Here is a 19,052-nt window from a genome sequence, read left to right on the forward strand (position 1 = left end):
TTTATTTTGTTCCAAAATCAGTAATTCCGTTCCCATACTAATAAGACCGTCATTGGTGAAAGCGCTAGAATGGAGCCAGAGAACATAGAACATCATCTTTTTATTAGGGAAGGGAGCTATCATATCATGGCAACGATTCAGCTTGGCATCATTATGAACGGCGTGACGGGGAGAATGGGGACGAATCAGCATTTGATCCGCTCCATCATGGCCATCCGCCAGCAGGGCGGCGTGCAGCTGTCGAATGGAGACGTCATTATGCCGGACCCGATCCTCGTCGGCCGTCAGGAGCATAAGCTTCGCGCCTTGGCGGAGACGCACGGACTCGAGCGTTGGAGCACGAATCTCGACGAGTGCCTGGCCGATCCGCACAACCGGATCTATTTTGATTCGCAAACGACGGTGATGCGGTCGGAGAGCATCAAGAAAGCGATTGCGGCAGGCAAGCATATATACACGGAGAAGCCGACGGCCGAGAGCTTGAGCGACGCGCTGGAGCTGGTCAAGCTTGCGCGCGAGGCGGGCGTGAAGAACGGCGTCGTGCAGGACAAACTGTTTTTGCCCGGTTTGATCAAGCTGAAGCGGCTGATCGATTCCGGCTTTTTCGGACGCATTTTGTCGGTGCGCATGGAATTCGGCTACTGGGTATTCGAAGGCGATTGGCAGCCGGGACAGCGCCCTTCGTGGAATTACCGCAAAGAAGACGGCGGCGGCATTATCGTCGACATGTTCGCCCACTGGCGTTACGTTCTCGATAATTTGTTTGGCTCGGTCAAGTCGGTATCATGCCTTGGCGTCACCCATATCCCGGATCGTATTGACGAGCAAGGCAAGCGCTATGACTGCACAGCGGACGACGCCGCTTACGCTACGTTCCTGCTGGAAGGCGATATCGTAGCGCAAGTGAACTCCTCCTGGGCTGTTCGCGTCGATCGCGAGGACCTGCTTACGATCCAGGTCGACGGCACGGAAGGCAGCGCCGTCGCAGGCTTGCGCAACTGCCGCAGCCAGCATCGGGTCAATACGCCGAAACCGGTATGGAACCCGGACATCCCGAATCCGTTTGCCTTCCGGGAGCAATGGGAGCAAGTGCCGGACAATCAGCTGTTCGATAACGGGTTTAAAATCCAATGGGAGCTGTTCCTGAAGCACATCGTTACCGATTCTCCATTCCCGTGGGATTTGCTGGAAGGGGCAAAGGGCACGCAGTTGTCCGAGCTCGGCCTCGCTTCCTGGCAGGAGCGGCGCTGGATCGATATCCCCGAGCTGACCGTATAAGGAGGGAACCACCCGATGGCACTTCGAATCAAGCTTCCGCGTTCCGACAGGTCTTCGTATCTATATGAATTCGGCAACACCGAGCCGCTTGCCCAGGCGAAGGGCTCGTTTCACAGCCGCATCGCCTTCTCAGCCGCTCATGTGGTGTGCGATCCGTGGTCGGCGAGCGACCCGTTGTCGAGTGCCGCCATCGACTATAAGGCGACGATGGCGTACCGGCACCATCTATGGTCGCTCGGGTTCGCCGTCGCCGAAGCGATGGATACCGCGCAGCGGGGGATGGGACTCGACTGGCAGCGATCGAAGGAACTGATCGCGCACTCGATTAGCGAAGCGCGTTCCGTCGGCGGACATGTCGCCTGCGGAGCGGGCACCGACCAGTTGGCCGTGAGCCCGAATTTGACGCTGGAGCAAGTGGAGGCGGCCTATGAGGAGCAGTGCGCGTATATCGAGGGCTTGGGCGGGCATATCATCCTGATGGCCAGCCGGGCGCTGGCCGCCGTGGCCAAAGGACCGGAAGATTATGAGCGGGTCTACGGTAAAATCCTCGGGCAAGTGTCGCGGCCGGTCATTCTTCACTGGCTCGGCGACATGTTCGATCCGGCGCTCGCCGGCTATTGGGGCCATAAGGACATTGATTCGGCGATGGACGTATGCCTGCGCATCATTCGCAGCCATGCCGACAAGATCGACGGCATCAAAATTTCGCTGCTCGACGCGAGCAAGGAAATCGTCATGCGCCGCCAGCTCCCGGCGCATGCTCGGATGTATACCGGCGACGATTTCAACTACCCCGAGCTGATCAAAGGGGACGAGGCCGGATACAGCCACGCCCTGCTCGGCATATTCGACGCCATTGCACCGGTTGCGTCCGCAGCGCTGCAGGCGCTGGACGCAGGGCAGACGGACCGGTACCACGAGCTGATGGACCGCACGCTGCCGCTTTCCCGGCATATTTTCCAAAAGCCGACCTACGCCTACAAAACGGGCATCGTCTTCATGGCTTACTTGAATGGCCATCAATCGCATTTCCGGATGCTCGGCGGAGCCGAAGGCGCACGCAGCGCGATCCATCTGGCGGATTTGTTCGTGCTGGCCGATCAGGCCGGATTAATCGCCGATCCCGAGCTTGCGGCCAAACGGATGGAGCTCATGCTGACCATGTCCGGTATGGACTAAACGAACAGGTAAAGGAGACAGCCCATGACTAAGCTTGATTCCATAGAGCGGTTGAGCTTGAACCAAATCACAACGGACCGCTGGTCCTTGAAGGAAGCGGCGGAAGGCTGCGTACGGGCCGGCATTGGCTGGATCGCGCCGTGGCGGCACAAGGTAGCCGAAGCGGGACTGGCCGAAAGCAGGCGGATCATCCAGGATACGGGACTGCGCGTATCGAGCCTGTGCCGTGGCGGGATGTTTCCGGCGGAAACCGCGGGCGAGCGTCAGGCGAAGCTGGACGACAACCGCCGGGCGGTCGAAGAAGCGGCGGAGCTCGGCGCCGACGTGCTGGTGCTCGTCTGCGGCCCGTCTTCGAATAAGGACATCGCCCTTGCAAGGCAGTACGTGCAGGAGGGGATCGAGAAGCTGATTCCGTTCGCGAGGGAACACGGCGTGCGTCTGGCGATCGAACCGCTGCATCCGATGTATGCGGCGGAGCGCTCCGTCATCGTCACGCTGGAGCAAGCCAATACGCTGGCTGAACGGTTCTCGCCCCAAGATGTAGGCGTCGTCGTCGACGTGTTCCATGTATGGTGGGATCCGAACTTGTACCGCGAGATTGAGCGCGCGGGCAGCCGCATTCTCGGCTTTCACGTATCCGACTGGATCGTCCCGACGCCGGATATGCTGATGGGACGGGGTATGATGGGAGACGGCGTGATCGAAATCCGCAAAATCCGCCATGCGGTGGAAGCTGCCGGCTACCAAGGACCGATTGAGGTGGAAATTTTCAACCGGCAAATTTGGGATATGCAGGGCGACGAGGCGCTGGCGTTGACGAAAAGCCGTTATTTGGAGCACGTGTAATCGTATGGATACATGCTGATTGAATAAGTGCAAATGGGAAGGGGCGAGCCTCTTGCTGGAGACGGAATTCATCTGCTACTACTTTTGGCCTGAGGAAGAAGAAGGAGAAGAGGAGGAGGGCGGGAACCCGTCTCGGCAGCAGGAGGGGCGAGGGGATCCCCATGAGCCGGCGAATCACGCAATGCCGCCGGATGCTTCGGGGGAACGCATAGAACCGGAGAAGTAGGGAACGATCGAATTCGTCTTGCGCGGAATTCCCAGTGGAGTAAAATGGTAGTATCACCGTCTTACTCATTGGGGGAATTGCCGCTTGGAGATCCAGATGATTACACTGCCGGAGAACGGAATTCTTTTATATGAAAGCAAGCATACGGACGGCAACGTAGTGCGAGAGCACCGCCATCAGATTCATCAGATTTTGTATGTGCTGGACGGCAGCGGAACGATCAAGCTGGACGGGAATTATTCGGAGCTGTGTCCCGACCGGCTCGTGCTGATCGTACCGCATTCCGATCATTCCATTATCGCCGAGGCGAAGCTTACGCTGCTCGTGCTCGCATTCGACGCGCAATCGATGGAAACGATCGTCGAGCATGAAATCCTAAGCAAACGCTTCCCCCGCTCGGCCATTGTCAGCATGAATCCGTTCATGGCGACGGAAGTCAGGCAGCTGCTGCGCAAAATGATGTTCGAGCAGGGCAATAGCGATCAACTGAACGATTGGGCGCTGCGGATTCATCTGCAGGAAATATTGCTGCTGCTCGCCCGTTCGGGTCAGCAGGCCGTCATTACCGATTCCAACGGACTTCGGGCCGACAAGATTCGCAGATACATCGACGAGCATTATTTCGAATCGATCACGGCCGGCGAAATAGCCTCGATCATGAACATCAGCGCGAGGTACGTCAACAACATATTCAAGGAATGCTTCGGCATTACGCCGACGCAATATTTGACCCAAGTGCGGATCAGCGTGGCGAAGAAGCTGCTCTCCGAGACGGACAAAGATATCGTCACCGTATGCTTCGAGGTGGGCTTCGAGAACGTTCCGACCTTTTACCGCGCGTTCAAAAATAGCGTCAAGCTGTCTCCGAATAAGTACCGCAGGCAAAATGCGGCCGGAGACGAGCTGAATAATGGTTGAGCCAGGAGGGAAAAAACGGTGAATCGTACAAAAGCGAAAGTCGCGCTCATCGGCATCGGCGGATTCGGCAAAGTGCATACGAAAACGATCATGCAGCTCGCAGAGCAAGGCGTGCTGGAATGCGTCGCTTATGCCGAGACGAATCGGGAAGCGAACGCCGAATCCGCCGCCATGTGGGACACTGCGGGCGCCTCGCATTACCATGATTATGAACAAATGCTGCAAAACCACCCGGACATCGATCTGGTGGCGATTGCGACGCCGATTCCTTTGCACAAGCCGATGAGCATCCGTGTGATGGAGCAGGGGTTTCATGTCATTCTGGAGAAACCGCCGGCCGTCACGATTCAAGATCATGAGGAAATGGCGGCCGTAGCGCAGCGGACGGGACGACTATGCCAGGTGAATTTTCAGAATACGTCGGGCCAAGCGTTCCGTTCCAGCTTGCAGAAGCTGCAGGAGGGCGTCATCGGAACCGTTAAGCGTGTCACGGGGATCGGCGTATGGAAAAGAACGCAAGCGTATTACGACCGTACGCCCTGGGCCGGCAAGCTGATTCATAACGGCCAATATGTACTGGACGGGACCCTCTTCAATCCGTTCTCGCATCTCTTGAACAACTGCCTGATTGCGGCGGGCTGCGGCGACGCGCGCTTGGCGGAGCCGGTTTCCGTGCAAGCGGAGCTGTACCGGGCGAACGGCATCGAAGGGGAAGATACCGCCTCCGTCCGCATTCGTACGGTACAAGACGTGGAGGTTCTCCTCTATACGACGTTGTGCGCCGACCAGACGGTAAGTCCTTATATTGAGATCGAAGGCAGCGAAGGCAGCATTTGCTGGTATTCCAACAACACGATGACGATTCGTACCAGCGAAGGGGAAGAACGCGTCGATTGCGGTCCGGAGCCGTTGATGAACAAGATGTACATCAATTTACTGGAAGCGATTCGCGAAGGAGCCCCGCTGTACAGTCCGCTTGAGGCATGCCGCAGCTTCGTTCTGGCCGCCAACGGCGCTTTCGAATCGTCGCGCGAGATGCATCGCGTCCCGGAGACCTACGTAACGGTTGAGCCGTCGGGCGAAACGACGGGGAAGGTAATCGGCAGCGTCAAACAGATCATCATGAGCTCTGCACGGGCCGGCAAACTTTTTTCTGAATCGGAAGTGGAGTGGGCGGTCCGGACAGAGCCATTTGCGCTGAACAATTACGGGTCGTTCCGCATGTTCCGATGAGGGTCTGACGGAATTTATGGGATAGGCGGCATCACATCGGGAACGGCGGTCACGGGATCGCCGTTTTTTCGATATTTTTGAGGGGTCGTTCCGGTCCGCTGCCGGAAAAGGGCATGGAAATGCTTCATGTCCATATAGCCGACCGCACCGGCGATTTGCTGTACGGTCATGCCCGTCGCTTTCAGCAGCTCACAGCTTTTGTGAATGCGCAGGTTTTGCAGGTAGGTAATGAACGTCGTTCCCATCGCTTGGCGGAACAACCGCTGCAGATGGCTTTCGCTCAAAAAACAATACTCCGCCACTTGTTTGAGCGTAATCGGCTCGTGATAGCGCCGGTGAATGAGCCGGATCGCCTCTTCGATTTTGCCGCTGCCCCTCGTGCCGCTCGGCTCCGCCGTGAGCGTGCTGCGGTAAAGCTTGGCGATAAGCTGAATGAACAAGGCATGGACGACAGGCTCGTACCCGGGCTGCTTTTGGCGGTATTCGGCCAGCATCGTCTGGAACAGCTCGGTGAAGGCGCTGTCTTTATCGTAGTGGTGAAACCAGGGCCTGGGCATAAGCTCCGGCGTGAACAAGGCGCAGTGGAGTGCGGAACCGGACGGTGGGAAGGCGCCCGCCGCCTCCAGCGCCTGGGGGCGAAACACGCAGTTGATGATGCCGAGCGTCCGGCTCTTCTCCGGTGAAGTCGGCCGGTACACATGGGACGTGCCGATCGGGAGCAAATAAATGTCGCCCCGTTTGACCCGAACTACGGTGTCGCCGTTAATGTACTGGTATCCGTTGCCCTCGACGACAAAGCTGATTTCAATCGCGTCATGTGAATGCAGCGGTATGCTGAACGCTTCGTAGGCCCGGTTGACGAAGACGTTCATCCCCGGCCGAAACCGCTGATCCGACGAAAATACTGGCTTCATGAAACGTCCTCCCTTGGATCTGGAACCCAATCGCTTCCATTTTATTATATAAGGGGTATCGGATCGAAAAAAGAGCGCTTTGGCCTATACATTTGAGCGAAATCCCCCCTATGCGAAAACGCGCAGTTGATATAATGAAATCAATGACAGCGGTTTCAATATCACGGCGAATGTTATCGGCATCGACGTGCCGGTATCGGATCGAATGACGGAGGGGGCGTTCCAACATGAACAAAAGGTTGATCGTACTTTCGGCTTTGATAGGCATCGGCGGGGTGTCCGGCTGTTCGGGTCCGGCGCAGCAATCCGCGGAGACGGGCGGAACGGGGAAGGAGCAGGCTCAAGCCGGACGCAGTGCACCGACCGAACCGGTGGAGCTTTCGGTTTTTTCCGCGGGCGGGACGCAAAACGAAGAGTTCGAAAAAAATTACGCCGAGTTGATTAAGAAAAAATTTCCCCATGTGACCATCAAGTACATTAACCCGAGAGACGGAGAGGGCAACAAGTTCGAAAATTTGATTTTGTCCGGCGTCAATATCGATTTGTATTACGAGTCGATCGGCACGTTCTTTTCGACGCTGTCCAGAAACAAGGCGCAGTACGACTTATCCTCCCTTATCAAGGAGCGGGGGCTGGACTTGAACCGGTTCGAGCCGACGCTGATTGACGCGGTTCGAAAGAACGGCAAGGGCGAGATTTGGGGACTCCCCGTGACGACGAACGGCATGTCGCTATACTACAACAAAGAGCTGTTCGACAAATTCGGCGTGCCCTATTTGAAGGACGGGATGACGTGGGATGAACTGTACGAGACGGCCAATGGGCTGAACCGGACGGACGGGGACAAGAAGATCGCGGGGCTGGCGATCTCGCCGAGCCACAGCATGCGGATGAACGTGTATTCCTTGCCGTTCGTCGATCCGCAGACGATGCAGGCGACGTTCGGCAATGAGCGGTGGAAGCAGGTGCTCGATCCGATTTTGGCCCCCGCCAAAGAGTCCGCATATCGCGCGAAAATGGATGAACTCGAAGGCAAGCTGCCGTATTCCGGCGAATGGCTGAAAAAGCAGGAGTTGGCGATTTTCGGCGTCTTCTCCGACTGGCAGGTCGTCAGCCCGACGCCGGTCCCGTTCGATTGGGATATTGCGGCTTACCCGACGAACAAAGAGATGCCCGGCATCGGCAGCCAGCAATACCCAGTTTATTGGTCAATTCCGGCATTCGCCAAGCATAAGGAACAGGCTTTTGAAGTGCTCAGCTTTCTTGTGTCCGATGAATACCAGCTGGCGCTGTCCAAACGGGGCGGGATGACGGTATTGAACAATCCTTCCATTCAGAAGGCGTTCGGGCAAGACAGTCCGAATAAGGACAAAAATTTGAACGCGGCGTACTATAACAAATTCGCTCCGATTTCGCCGAAGACAGATTTCGAAAAGACGGCGGAAAATGCGATTACGAATAAGCTGGTCGATCTCGCTTACGGGCGAACCGATCTGAACACCGCCTTGCGCCAAGCGACGGAAGAGGCGAACAAGGAAATTCAAGCGGCAAGCAGATAACGGCAATCCGCCGCAAGGAAATCAACGAATCAAAGGGATAGAGGGGACTGGGATATGATCAAACCATTATTGAAACTTACCGTCCATGCCGGACGTCATAACCGGACGCATTGCCCGGTGTCATACCGTATTCCGACCGATGCGCCGCTGCTTCAAGGCAGCGGCATCGAGCTTCTGCATCTATCGACCGCCGCGGGTGAACCGGTTCCGCTGCAGTGCGAGGAGAACGGCGGAACCGTTACGCTGCACTGGATCGTCCCGAAGCTCGGTGCGGGCGAATCGGCCGTCTTCATCGTGCAGGCGGGCGGCCAGCGTCAGGAAGCGGGCGAAGGGATCGAGCTGATCGAGAAGGAGCATCAGCTGGACATCCACATCGGCGGGGCTTTCTTTACGTCGTACGTGTATGATCCGCAGCGGGCCAAGCCTTATTTGGGCCCGGTCATCGGCCCGTACGGCGAAAGCTTCACGCGGCTCGATTTCGAGACGAAGGAGCACCCGCATCACCGCTCGGTATGGCTGGCAGTCGGCGACGTCAACGGCGTTGACTTATGGAACGAGCCGAAGGACCGGCACGGCATCCAGACGTTCGAAGGATTCAAGGAACGCGTGTCCGGACCGGTATTCGCCAGATTGACCGCGAGCCAGCAGTGGTGCAATCACGGCAAAAGACCGCAAATGGCGGAGCAGCGGACGATGACCTTCTACAATACTCCGGCGGGCGAACGGTTTATCGATCTGGATACGGAGCTTCGGATGCTCGGGCGGATCGAGTTCGGGGCGACGAAGGAAGCGGGACCGCTCGGCATTCGCGTGGCCGAGTCTATGAAAGCGGAGAACGGCGGGACGATCGTCAATGCGTTCGGCTCCGTCGGCGAGGCGGAATGCTGGGGCGAGCGCGCGCCGTGGTGCGATTATTACGGCACGGTAGGGGGCAAGACGCTCGGCATCGCCGCGTTCGACCATCCGGGCAACATGGATTTCCCCACCTTCTGGCATGTGCGGGACTATGGACTGCTGGCGGCCAACAACTTGTACTTCCTGGGCGGCAAGCTGTTCCAGAAGGGCGAGACGATCCGGTACAAACACCGCATCTATTTTCACGAGGGCGACACGGCGGCGGCCGGCGTTGCGAATAAATATCACGACTACATCCATCCGCCGGTTGTCACGGCAGAAGAGCCGGAGTGATGGGACGGAAACTTACGGAGTAGACGATACTTTGAAGCGGCAAACCCATCGTATAAAGGAAACGATTGCCCGGCAAAGCTTTTCTGATGCGTCTTCCATGCAGCCGAAACTACATGTAGCAAGCGGGCAACATCCCGGATCAAGCGCCTTTCGTTGTTGGCTAACAGCCTAACAACGGGAGGCGTTTTTTATCATGCCGCCTGCCTGCGCGCCCTTCTTCGCAGACCGCATAGGATAATCCCCGAGCCGATATCTTTCTACCCTTCACCTGATGATTCTCCCCTTACTGGAACCCGCCGCGGGGTATAGAATGAACTCAGAACCAACAGGGGAGGTTAATAGAATGAAAAAAATATACACAATTGGATTATCGATGGCTGTGGCTGCTTCCGTACTGGCGGGCTGCGGCGCGCAAAAGGACGATCAAGGATCTGCTGCCGCCGGCGGCTCCAAAGATAAAGTAAAGCTTTCCGTATGGCATAACTGGACAGGTCAGGATGCGAAGGCGATTGCGATGCGAAAAATTTTGGACGATTTCCAGACACAGCATCCGGAAGTTCAGCTCGAAGTGGAAGGCCTTCCTACGGACGGATTGAAAACACGCCTGCGCACGGTGGCCGCGGCTGACGAAATGCCGGATTTGTTCGTCATGTGGCCGGACGCGATGACCAAGGAATTCGTAAGCGGCGGCTTGCTGCAGCCGGTCGATGAATTTCTGAACAGCAAGCCGGAGTGGAAAAACAACTTCATTCCGAACGCGCTGGACGGCTTCACGGTAGACGGCAAAACATACACAGTACCGATGAACTTGGCGCCGACATCTTTTATTTACTACAACCGGGCGATCTTTGACCAATACGGCGTGAAAGTGCCGAAGACATGGGACGATTTGAAATCGGCGATCGATACGTTCAACAAAAATAACATCATTCCGGTCGCGCTCGGCAACAAAGCGAACTGGGTCGCACAATCGACGATTTTCAGCACGATCGCCGACCGCGTGACGGGGACGGATTGGTTCCTGAAAGCGGCAAGCCAGAACGGCGCCAAGTTCACCGATCCGGAATTCGTCAAGTCGCTCACCGTTATGCAGGATTTGGGCAAATCGAAGGCGTTCCAGGACGGCTTTAACAGCATCGACGAAAACCAGATGATGCAACTTTACTTCCAAGGCAAAGCGGCGATGTTCATCGGCGGCGGCTGGACGGTGGCCAACCTGGTCAATAACGCGCCGAAGGAAGTGCTCGACAAAACGCACATCTCGATTCTTCCGGCGGTTGACGGCGGCAAAGGCAATGCACAGACGACCTCGGGCGTTGTCGGTACAGGGATGGGCGTGAGCAAGAAAGTAACTGGCGCGCGCAAGGATGCCGCAATGCAGCTGCTGTACGCCTTGTCCGGCCCGGAGGGGCAAAAGGCGACGCTGGAGAGCAGCACGCTCGTCAGCTATAAAATCGATCTGGACAAGAGCAAAGCGCATCCGCTCTTCGTCGAATTGAACGAATTGATGAAAAATACGAAAATCAGCCCGGTATATGATTCCAAATTAACTTCCGCTGCGGTGGAAGTGGTCAATAACGGCCTTCAGGAGCTGCTGATGGGCGGCAATCCGGAAGCGATCGCCAAGAAAATCCAGGACGCTCAGGCGGGCGCTCTAGGCAAGTAATCCGAACATCGCCTCACTCGCAGCCCTCCCTCGCGGAGGGCTGACGATTTGGTAAAGGAAGTGAGTATGAGAATGAACAACACGCTGCGCGTAAGGCGCTTTATGGTTCTCGGCCTGCTGCCCGCCGTCGTCGTTTACGCTTTGTTCGTATTCGTGCCTGTCATTTGGTCCGCCTATTACGGGTTCTTCGATTGGAAAGGCATCGGTGCGGCCAAATTTATCGGCCTCAAAAACTACGTTGAAATTTTGCACGACCCGGTCTTCTGGCGGGCGCTCAAAAACAATATTATTTTCGTGCTGGCTTCCGTCTTTGGACAAGTGCCGCTTGCGCTCGTGCTCGCCATCGTGCTTCACAAGAACAACGCGCTTCAGCGCTTTCTGCGTTCCGCGATATTTATGCCGATGGTCTTGTCGTCGGTCATTATCGGGATGATCTGGCAATATATTTACCATCCGCAAATCGGTATCCTTAACTTTTTGCTCGATAAGCTCGGCCTCGCCAGCTGGAAGCTGCAATGGCTGTCTGATGCGAAAATCGCCATTTTCTCAATGACGCCTCCGCTTATTTGGAGCTTCGTCGGCCTGTACTTGATTATTTTTATCTCCGCTTTTCAAAATATACCGGGAGACATTCACGATGCCGCGCTGATTGACGGTGCAGGCGGCGCGCGCAAGCTGTTTTCCATCACGCTGCCGATGATCTGGGGCACGGTGCAGGTGGCGCTCATTCTTTGCATTTCCGGCAGTCTCAAATCGTTTGACCTTGTGTATGTGATGACCAAGGGCGGTCCGGCGCATTCGACGGAGCTGCTTGCCACGTATATGTATAACTCGACGTTTTCTTCGTACCGGTACGGATTCGGGAGCGCGATCTCCACTTCGATTGTCCTGATCAGCCTGCTGATTATCGGTACAAGCCAATGGCTGACGAGCCGAAAACAAAAGCATGCGGAAGGGAGGGCGCATTCATGAATACGACGGTTCCGGTGCAGACGGCTTCACATAAACTCGGCTTTTCGGTGAAAAAATGGAGACGAGGCCTCTTTTGGACGCTGATGGCTGTTTACGGTCTCATCACGTTATACCCGTTACTATGGCTGTTCATCAGCGCCTTCAAGTCGAATGCGGAGTTCATTAACCGCCCCTTCAGCTTGCCGGAAGCATGGCAGGTGGACAATTTCGTCAGGGCATGGAAAGGCTCCAAGATGGGCGTCGCTTTCTTCAACTCCTTGGTCGTATCGGTCATCTCCCTTGCGATTACGCTGTTCATCTCCGCGCTGGCTTCCTTCGTGCTGGCCAGATTCCGCTTTAAGATGAAAGGCTGGATCATGGGCTTCTTCGTCGTAGGGCTGCTGATTCCGATCCACAGCACGCTTGTGCCATTATTTATATTAATGAAGCAAATGTCGCTGCTGAACACGTATTGGGCGCTCATTCTTCCTTATACGGCGTTTGCGCTGCCGACCGCGATTTTTGTACTTACGGCTTATTTGTCCTCCATTCCGAAGGAGATCGAGGAAGCCGCGTTTATCGACGGAACCGGACTGTGGGGCGTGTTTCTGCGGGTGATGCTGCCGATCTCGCTGCCTGCGCTGGCAACGGTTACGATCTTGAGCTTTCTGCATTTCTGGAACGACTTCTCCTTCGCGCTTGTATTTATAAGCAAGTCGAGTCTGAAGACGCTGCCGCTCGCCATTGCGACGTTCGCGGACGGCTATCAGACGGATTACGGGCTGACGCTGGCCGCGATGACGATCGCCGTCATTCCGACGATCATCGTTTACCTTTTGTTCCAGGAGCAAGTGATGAAGGGAATGACCGCAGGCGCGGTCAAAGGATAACACACAAAACGATCCGGCTGCGGATCGCATGAAGAGCGCAGGGGTGGGACAACCATGTGGCGATGGATCGCTTTTTCATTACAACGGAAGCTGTCGGTCATCATGCTGGTGTCGACCCTTGTGCCTTTATTGCTTTTGGGCGGTTTTGCGTATGCCGTCTCGTTCAAGACGACGGAGCAAAAAACGCGGCAGTCGGGGATCGATACGATGCGGCAGATGCAGGGGACGCTGGAGTTTATTTTGCAGGATGTCGAGAACATGTCCGTGTTTTTGATCGGGCAGCGGGATATTCAAACGTATTTGTCCTCTCCCGTCGAAGATATGGACGTGCGCTCGCGTATTTTGGGCTTTACGGCCAATCTGGTGACGTCCAAGCCTTATATATCGAATATAACGATTTATCCGGCCAACACGTTCGAACCGTTGTCGACGATGACGATCTACGAATCGGAGCTGGAGCAGCAAGTGAATATACGCGAGGTCGGCGCCAAGCATTGGACCGGTGTGTACACGATCCACAATTACGCAGGCTCCAAAAATGTCATTACGTTCATTCGCCCGCTGCGCGGCGTCGGCACATACCGGAATTTGGGCTGGCTGTCGATCAGCCTGGATGAATTGACGCTATCGCGGTATTTGTCCGAACGGAATCCCGGCGCCGGATTAGGCAAGCTATTGCTGCTGAACGACAAGGAGCGCATCATCTCCTCCACGGAAAAGCATTGGCTTCGGGAACCGATCGAAGCGGTGCTGCCGGGCGCTGCCGGCACGTTCGAAGAAAGTCTGTACGGCTCAGGGATTTACGGACAAGGTTCGGATAAGCAAATGGTACTGTATTACCGCGAGCCGCTCGTCGATTGGACGCTGGTGGGGCTGATTCCTTACCATGTGTACAGCGAGCAGAACCGGTACTTGATTATGCTGACCGCCGGCGCCGTTGCGCTGGCCGTTCTCATCAGCGCCGGATTGATTTGGTTTATTGTGCGGCAGGTGACGAATCCGCTTCGCCTGCTGACGAAACTGCTGACGCGAATCGATCCGAACGAGCCGCTGCCGGTATATCCGGTCGGTTCGAATGATGAGATCGGCCGGCTGGCGGCGAGCTACAATTTGCTGGGCCAGCATATCGAGACGCTCAAGCGGCAGTTGATCCGCAACGAAACGCGCAAGAAGGAGGCGGATTTGCGCGCGCTGCAAGCGCAGATCAATCCGCATTTTTTGTACAATACGCTGTCCTCGATTCACTGGATCGCATTGATGCGGGAGGAGAAGCGGATCGCCGATATGGTGGAGGCGCTCAGCGATTTTTTGCGGTTCAGCTTGAACAAGGGGAAAGACTTTTGCCCGGTTCAGCAGGAGCTGGCTCATATTAAAAACTACGCTCAAGTGCAATCGATCCGGTTCCCGGACAAGTTCGATCTTGAGTTTGTCGTCAGTCCCGAGCTGCAGCAAAAGCTGATGCTGAAGCTGCTGCTCCAGCCGCTGGTGGAAAATGCGATGATTCACGGGATACAGAAGAAGGAAGGAAGGGGGACGATTCACGTGGTGGTGGAGAAGACCGGCGAACGGATGCATTTTCTCGTGTTTGACGACGGCGTAGGCATGACGGAGGAACGGCTGCAGTCGATCCGGGCTTATTTGCAGTCTTCCGAGGAGCAGGTCGCACCCGGCGGCAGCTATGGCTTGAGAAACGTAAACGAACGGCTGCTGCTCCATTACGGACCGGATGCGCAGCTGCATATCGAAAGCCGCCTGCATGCGGGCACATGCGTATCGTTCTCCATTCCGGTCAAGGAGGCGCAGCCGCATGAGAATCATGATCGTGGATGACGAGGTGATCATTCGAACCGGCCTCGCCCAGGTCATTCAGTGGGAGGCGCTTGGCCTGGAGCTGCTGGAACCGGCGGCTTCGGCGGAGGAGGCGCTTGAGCGCATGCCGCGGGAGCGGCCGAATATCGTGCTGACCGACATTCGGATGACGGGGAAGACCGGGCTGCAGCTGGCGGAAGAAGCGAAACAGATCGTGCCGGAGGCCGAAATCATCATCTTGTCCGGTTACGACGACTTTGAATATATGCAGCAGGCGATTCGGCAGGAAGTAAGCGATTATTTGCTCAAGACGAGCCGGCCGGAAGACATCATCAAGACGGTGATGCGGGCGAAGCGGCGCATTGAGGAGCGCTGGGCCGTGCATAGCCGGGACGTATTCAAGAACAAGGAAGCGCGGAACCGGCTATTCGAGCGATGGGTCATTGCGGGAGATACGGCCGGGATGGATCAAGAGCTGCCGAAGGGCATTTTATCCCGCTTGTTCGCGGAACGGGAACGTGCGGTGGACGATCGCCTGCAAATATTGCTCGTCGCCGCGGAAGGCTGGGACGATACGGCAGCCCCGGGGTCGCTGCTGCTCTTCGCGGTGGAAAACATGCTCGGCGATCTGCTCCCGCACTCGGAGACGCTTGTGCAGGACAAGCGGATCGTCGTCGCCATTCGCTGCAAAAGCGGGATCGGATGCGATTTGCGTCATGTTCGCGCGGTAACGGATAAAATCGAGCGGATGCTGAAATGCCGGCTGTTTGTTGCGGCGGGGCTGCCGGTGGAGAAGCCGGAGCAGCTGCACGAGTCGTATACCGCGGCGGATTATGCGTTCGGTTACCGGGCGCTGCTCAGCGAAGATCGGGTCGAGTACATGGCGGTGCTGCAGCGCAAAGGCGGCAAGACGGTGTGTACGCATGAGGAGGAGCTGGAGCTGTCCTCCATTCTGCTCGATCATGACGCCATCGCGCTGAAAGATTGGGTCAACCGTTATATTCAAGTGCAGCTCGACGATCCGCATATGACGCTGGAATCATTGGAAGCGTCCGTTCGATCGGTGGCCGTATCCGCCCATCGCTGGCTGGAGCGGGTCATGTCCGCCACCGGACGCGGCGGAACGCTGGAGGAGAAGCCCGCGCCGCTGCAGTGGGAGCGGGGCACGGCGCCGCGAGACGCGCTGTTCCAGCATTTGTACGCCGTGATGAAGCTGTACCATCACCGTTACGCCGACGGGAAGGCGACGCATGCGCAGAAGGCGATGGCCTACATCGAGGAGCATCTGGGCGGCGATGTAGGGTTGGCGCAGGCAGCCAGGCACGTGCATGTGCATCCAAGCCATCTGAGCGAAGTGTTCAAGAAGGAGACCGGCATGACGTTCGGCGATTACGTGACAAGACAGCGGATGCGCCGCGCGATGGAGATCTTGTCGGTGTCCCCGGCGAAGGTGAGCGAAGTGGCGGCGGAGGTCGGCTACGAGGACGTCAAATATTTCGGGCAAATTTTCAAGAAATATACGGGCAAAACCCCGAGCGAATATCGGGAGAAGGCGGGTTCGCCGACGACAGGGGAATAGTCGGCGGACGCCGGTCATTTCGTAATTAAGGGAGAGGGTACGGATGGAACTGAAGAGCGTATGGAGAATTCAACATTTTGACGTGGGACAAGCAAGACCGCTGGAAGTGGCTTCGCCGGGACTCGACGACCGGTTCTGGATTACCGCCCGGGTGCCGGGGGACGTGCATTCGGCGCTGATCGAAAGAAACATCATTGAGAACCCGTACTTCGGCCATAACGACGCGAAGAGCCGCTGGATCGAACAGAAGGAATGGTGGTACCGGACTCAGTTCGACTATGCGAAGGAAGAAGGCGTGGAAGAGAAGCACGAGCTGACCTTCGAAGGGCTGGACACGTTCGCGACGGTATTCGTGAACGGACTCGAGATCGGCACGACCGACAATATGCTGATGGCGCATACGTTCGACGTGACGCGCGTGCTCGTCAACGGGAAGAACACGATCGCCGTCAAGTTCGACCCGCTTTATTTGCATAACCGGGACAAGCAGCAGTTTCAATGGTCTTCTTATACGAAGGAGCGGCCTTGGCTCCGCAAAGCGGCGATGAACTTCGGCTGGGACTGGGGCCCGCGGATGGTGACCGTCGGCATCTGGGGCAAGGTGCGCATCGAGCGCAAACGTTGGGCAAAGCTGAACAGCGTGTTCGCCCGAACGGTGCAGGCGAGCGAGAACAACGCTATTGTGCGGGTGGACTTCGATGTTACAGCCTACCGCCGCGAGCAAAGCCGCGAATGCGAGATTCGGCTGCGGGACGCCGAAGGGAACACGGTCGCCTCCTCGAGGGTTCCGGTACCCGGAACGAAAGGGATCGTCGACTTGGCCGTCGAACAGCCGCAGCTCTGGTGGACGCATGACCTCGGCACGCCGTATTTGTACGAGCTTGAAGTCGCGCTGCTGTCGAACGGAGAGAAGGTGGACGAATACCGGACCGCGCTCGGCATTCGCACCATCGAGCTGCAACTGCAGGATGAAGAAGGCCGGAACGCCTTCGTGTTCCTGCTCAACGGCGTCAAGCTGTTCGCCAAAGGCGCGAACTGGATTCCGGCCGACCATTTCATCGGCGCAATCCCGGATGAACGCTACCGCGATCTGGTTTCGCTGTCGGTCGACAGCAATATGAACATGCTTCGCGTGTGGGCCGGCGGCATTTACGAGACAGACGTGTTCTATGACGAATGCGACCGCCGCGGCGTGCTCGTGTGGCAGGATTTCGCCTTTGCCAACGCCTTGTTCCCGGATTTCAACCGCAATTTCATGGACAACGTGCGCAAGGAAGTCGAATATGCCGTGAAGCGGCTGCGCAACCGGACCTCGCTGGCCATTTGGTGCGGCAATAACGAGATCGACTGGCTGTACGACATGAAGACGTCCGGCGGCGATTTGACTTGCCCGTTCTATGGCGAGCGCATCTATCACGAGCTGATCCCGGACGTGCTTGAAGAGCTGGACAACAGCCGCGCATACTGGCCTTCCTCGCCGTTCGGCGGCAACGACGCCAACGATCCGGATGAAGGCGACCGCCACAACTGGCAGGTGTGGCACGGCTCTGTCTATCCGCGCAAGCATGGCGAAGCGCCGCTGCTCGATTACAGCATTCAAGGCGTGACGTTCAAAAATTACAAGAACGACTTCACCCTGTTCAGCAGCGAATTTGGGATGCACGCTTCGGCGAACCGCTACACGCTGGAGAAAAACATACCCGAGGGCCAGTTTTACTGGGGCAGCGTCGAGATGGCGTATCGCAATAAGGATACGAACCATCAGAAGGGCATTTTGCTGATGGAAGGCTACACAGGCATTCCGGCCAACATTGAGGAATATATGAATTTCTCGATGCTGACGCAGGCGGAAGGACTGAAGTACGGCATCGAGCATTACCGCCGCAACAAGCATCGCACGAGCGGTTCGCTCATCTGGCAGCTCAACGACAGCTGGCCGGGGACGAGCTGGTCGCTCATCGATTACGAGCTGCTGCCCAAAGCGTCCTTCTATTACGCGAAGAAGTTTTATGACCCGATGCTGCTGTCGCTCGACCACGAGCCGGGACAAGACCTGCAGGTGTGGGTCGTCAGCGACCGGCTGGAACCTTGCGAAGGAAAAGTGACGCTCAGCGTGTACGACTTCAGCGGAGCGCTCATATCGGCGCATACGTTCGACGCCGCCGTGCCCGGCAATCAGGCGGCGCGGCTCGGCAGCTTGACCGAAGCGGAAGCGCTGAGCGGCTATGCGCCTGAGGAGGTCGTCGTGAGACTGACGGCCGAAGGCTTCGCGGCGACCGCGAACATGTACTACCTTCGCGATCCGAAGGATTTGCGCATGCCCGCCGCCGATCTTCGCGTCGCGGCGAGCGAATCGGAGCAGACCGTCACGGTAACCGCCGGCCGCACGATCGCCAGAATGGTGAAGATCGATTTGCCTCAGGGCAACATCCGCTTCAGCGATAATTACTTCGATCTGCTGCCGGGCGAGCAAGTGACGGTGCGGATCAGCCATCCCGATGGCGTGCAAGTTCCGTTCGAAGGACTGCGCGTCAGCGCGTTGAATGCAAATGATCGATAAGATGTAATCCTCGATAAGCGACTCCGCGTACGGCACAGGCGCATCCCCTTCATTGCGGGATGCGCCTTTTTTTGTCCGATGAACCTTATTTTACACTGCGTTGATACGGCATAAATCATTCGCCCCTATGCTGAGCATAGGGGTTATTGCCGCTTCAGAGCGAGATTACGGGATGAGCCGATTCGCCGGAGCGGTGCGGTCGTATGCCCGAAAAACCGTATAACGGCGCCTTTTCTTGCGTACTTATCCTTTTTTT

At 56.8% G+C, this 19,052-nt stretch carries 15 protein-coding genes; 14 read left to right on the forward strand and 1 reads right to left on the reverse strand.

What is annotated here, in order from left to right; translation table 11 throughout:
• Nucleotides 1-126 precede the first annotated feature (126 nt).
• The 6 genes from KXG62_RS23775 (at nucleotide 127) to KXG62_RS23800 (ending at nucleotide 5,680) form a co-directional block, all read left to right on the forward strand.
• Entirely contained in the window at nucleotides 127-1,278 is a 1,152-nt protein-coding gene (locus KXG62_RS23775) for a Gfo/Idh/MocA family protein (protein WP_218094509.1), read from the forward strand.
• A 15-nt stretch (nucleotides 1,279-1,293) separates the two neighbouring features.
• Nucleotides 1,294-2,457: a dihydrodipicolinate synthase family protein gene (locus KXG62_RS23780; protein ID WP_218094510.1), complete on the forward strand. Its 1,164-nt coding sequence runs from the start codon at nucleotides 1,294-1,296 to the stop codon at nucleotides 2,455-2,457.
• A 24-nt stretch (nucleotides 2,458-2,481) separates the two neighbouring features.
• A complete protein-coding gene (locus tag KXG62_RS23785; protein ID WP_218094511.1) occupies nucleotides 2,482-3,303 on the forward strand; it encodes a sugar phosphate isomerase/epimerase family protein in 822 nt (273 codons plus the stop codon).
• A 19-nt stretch (nucleotides 3,304-3,322) separates the two neighbouring features.
• Entirely contained in the window at nucleotides 3,323-3,529 is a 207-nt protein-coding gene (locus KXG62_RS23790) for a hypothetical protein (protein WP_218094512.1), read from the forward strand.
• A gap of 84 nt (nucleotides 3,530-3,613) precedes the next feature.
• The gene (locus tag KXG62_RS23795) at nucleotides 3,614-4,447 is read left to right on the forward strand and encodes an AraC family transcriptional regulator (RefSeq protein ID WP_218094513.1); all 834 of its coding nucleotides are present in this window, start codon (nucleotides 3,614-3,616) and stop codon (nucleotides 4,445-4,447) included.
• A gap of 18 nt (nucleotides 4,448-4,465) precedes the next feature.
• On the forward strand, nucleotides 4,466-5,680 hold the full coding sequence (locus KXG62_RS23800) for a Gfo/Idh/MocA family protein (protein ID WP_218094514.1): 1,215 nt from the start codon (nucleotides 4,466-4,468) through the stop codon (nucleotides 5,678-5,680).
• Nucleotides 5,681-5,694: 14 nt separating this feature from the next.
• Here KXG62_RS23800 and KXG62_RS23805 read toward each other — a convergent pair whose 3' ends face one another.
• Complete coding sequence (locus KXG62_RS23805; protein WP_218094515.1) at nucleotides 5,695-6,594, reverse strand: AraC family transcriptional regulator; 900 nt, start codon at nucleotides 6,592-6,594, stop codon at nucleotides 5,695-5,697.
• A gap of 227 nt (nucleotides 6,595-6,821) precedes the next feature.
• Between KXG62_RS23805 and KXG62_RS23810 the strand changes: the two genes are divergently transcribed.
• From KXG62_RS23810 to KXG62_RS23845, 8 genes are all read left to right on the forward strand, one after another.
• Complete coding sequence (locus tag KXG62_RS23810) at nucleotides 6,822-8,153, forward strand: ABC transporter substrate-binding protein (protein WP_218094516.1); 1,332 nt, start codon at nucleotides 6,822-6,824, stop codon at nucleotides 8,151-8,153.
• Nucleotides 8,154-8,207: 54 nt separating this feature from the next.
• Nucleotides 8,208-9,341 (forward strand): DUF6807 domain-containing protein, encoded by a 1,134-nt coding sequence (locus tag KXG62_RS23815; protein WP_218094517.1) that lies wholly within the window; start codon nucleotides 8,208-8,210, stop codon nucleotides 9,339-9,341.
• Between the two features lie 343 nt (nucleotides 9,342-9,684).
• Complete coding sequence (locus KXG62_RS23820; RefSeq protein ID WP_218094518.1) at nucleotides 9,685-11,007, forward strand: extracellular solute-binding protein; 1,323 nt, start codon at nucleotides 9,685-9,687, stop codon at nucleotides 11,005-11,007.
• A 72-nt stretch (nucleotides 11,008-11,079) separates the two neighbouring features.
• Nucleotides 11,080-11,979, forward strand: coding sequence for a carbohydrate ABC transporter permease (locus tag KXG62_RS23825; RefSeq protein ID WP_218094561.1), 900 nt, complete (start codon nucleotides 11,080-11,082; stop codon nucleotides 11,977-11,979).
• Nucleotides 11,976-12,848: a carbohydrate ABC transporter permease gene (locus KXG62_RS23830; protein ID WP_218094519.1), complete on the forward strand. Its 873-nt coding sequence runs from the start codon at nucleotides 11,976-11,978 to the stop codon at nucleotides 12,846-12,848. The genes KXG62_RS23825 and KXG62_RS23830 overlap by 4 nt, the downstream gene beginning before the upstream one ends.
• A gap of 54 nt (nucleotides 12,849-12,902) precedes the next feature.
• On the forward strand, nucleotides 12,903-14,678 hold the full coding sequence (locus tag KXG62_RS23835; RefSeq protein WP_218094520.1) for a sensor histidine kinase: 1,776 nt from the start codon (nucleotides 12,903-12,905) through the stop codon (nucleotides 14,676-14,678).
• Nucleotides 14,656-16,236: a helix-turn-helix domain-containing protein gene (locus KXG62_RS23840; protein ID WP_218094521.1), complete on the forward strand. Its 1,581-nt coding sequence runs from the start codon at nucleotides 14,656-14,658 to the stop codon at nucleotides 16,234-16,236. Before KXG62_RS23835 ends, KXG62_RS23840 begins: the two co-directional genes overlap by 23 nt.
• 43 nt (nucleotides 16,237-16,279) lie before the next feature.
• The gene (locus KXG62_RS23845; RefSeq protein ID WP_218094522.1) at nucleotides 16,280-18,796 is read left to right on the forward strand and encodes a beta-mannosidase; all 2,517 of its coding nucleotides are present in this window, start codon (nucleotides 16,280-16,282) and stop codon (nucleotides 18,794-18,796) included.
• Nucleotides 18,797-19,052 lie beyond the last annotated feature (256 nt).

Source organism: Paenibacillus solanacearum (genome assembly GCF_910593845.1).
Classification (GTDB): Bacteria; Bacillota; Bacilli; order Paenibacillales; family NBRC-103111; genus Paenibacillus_G; species Paenibacillus_G solanacearum.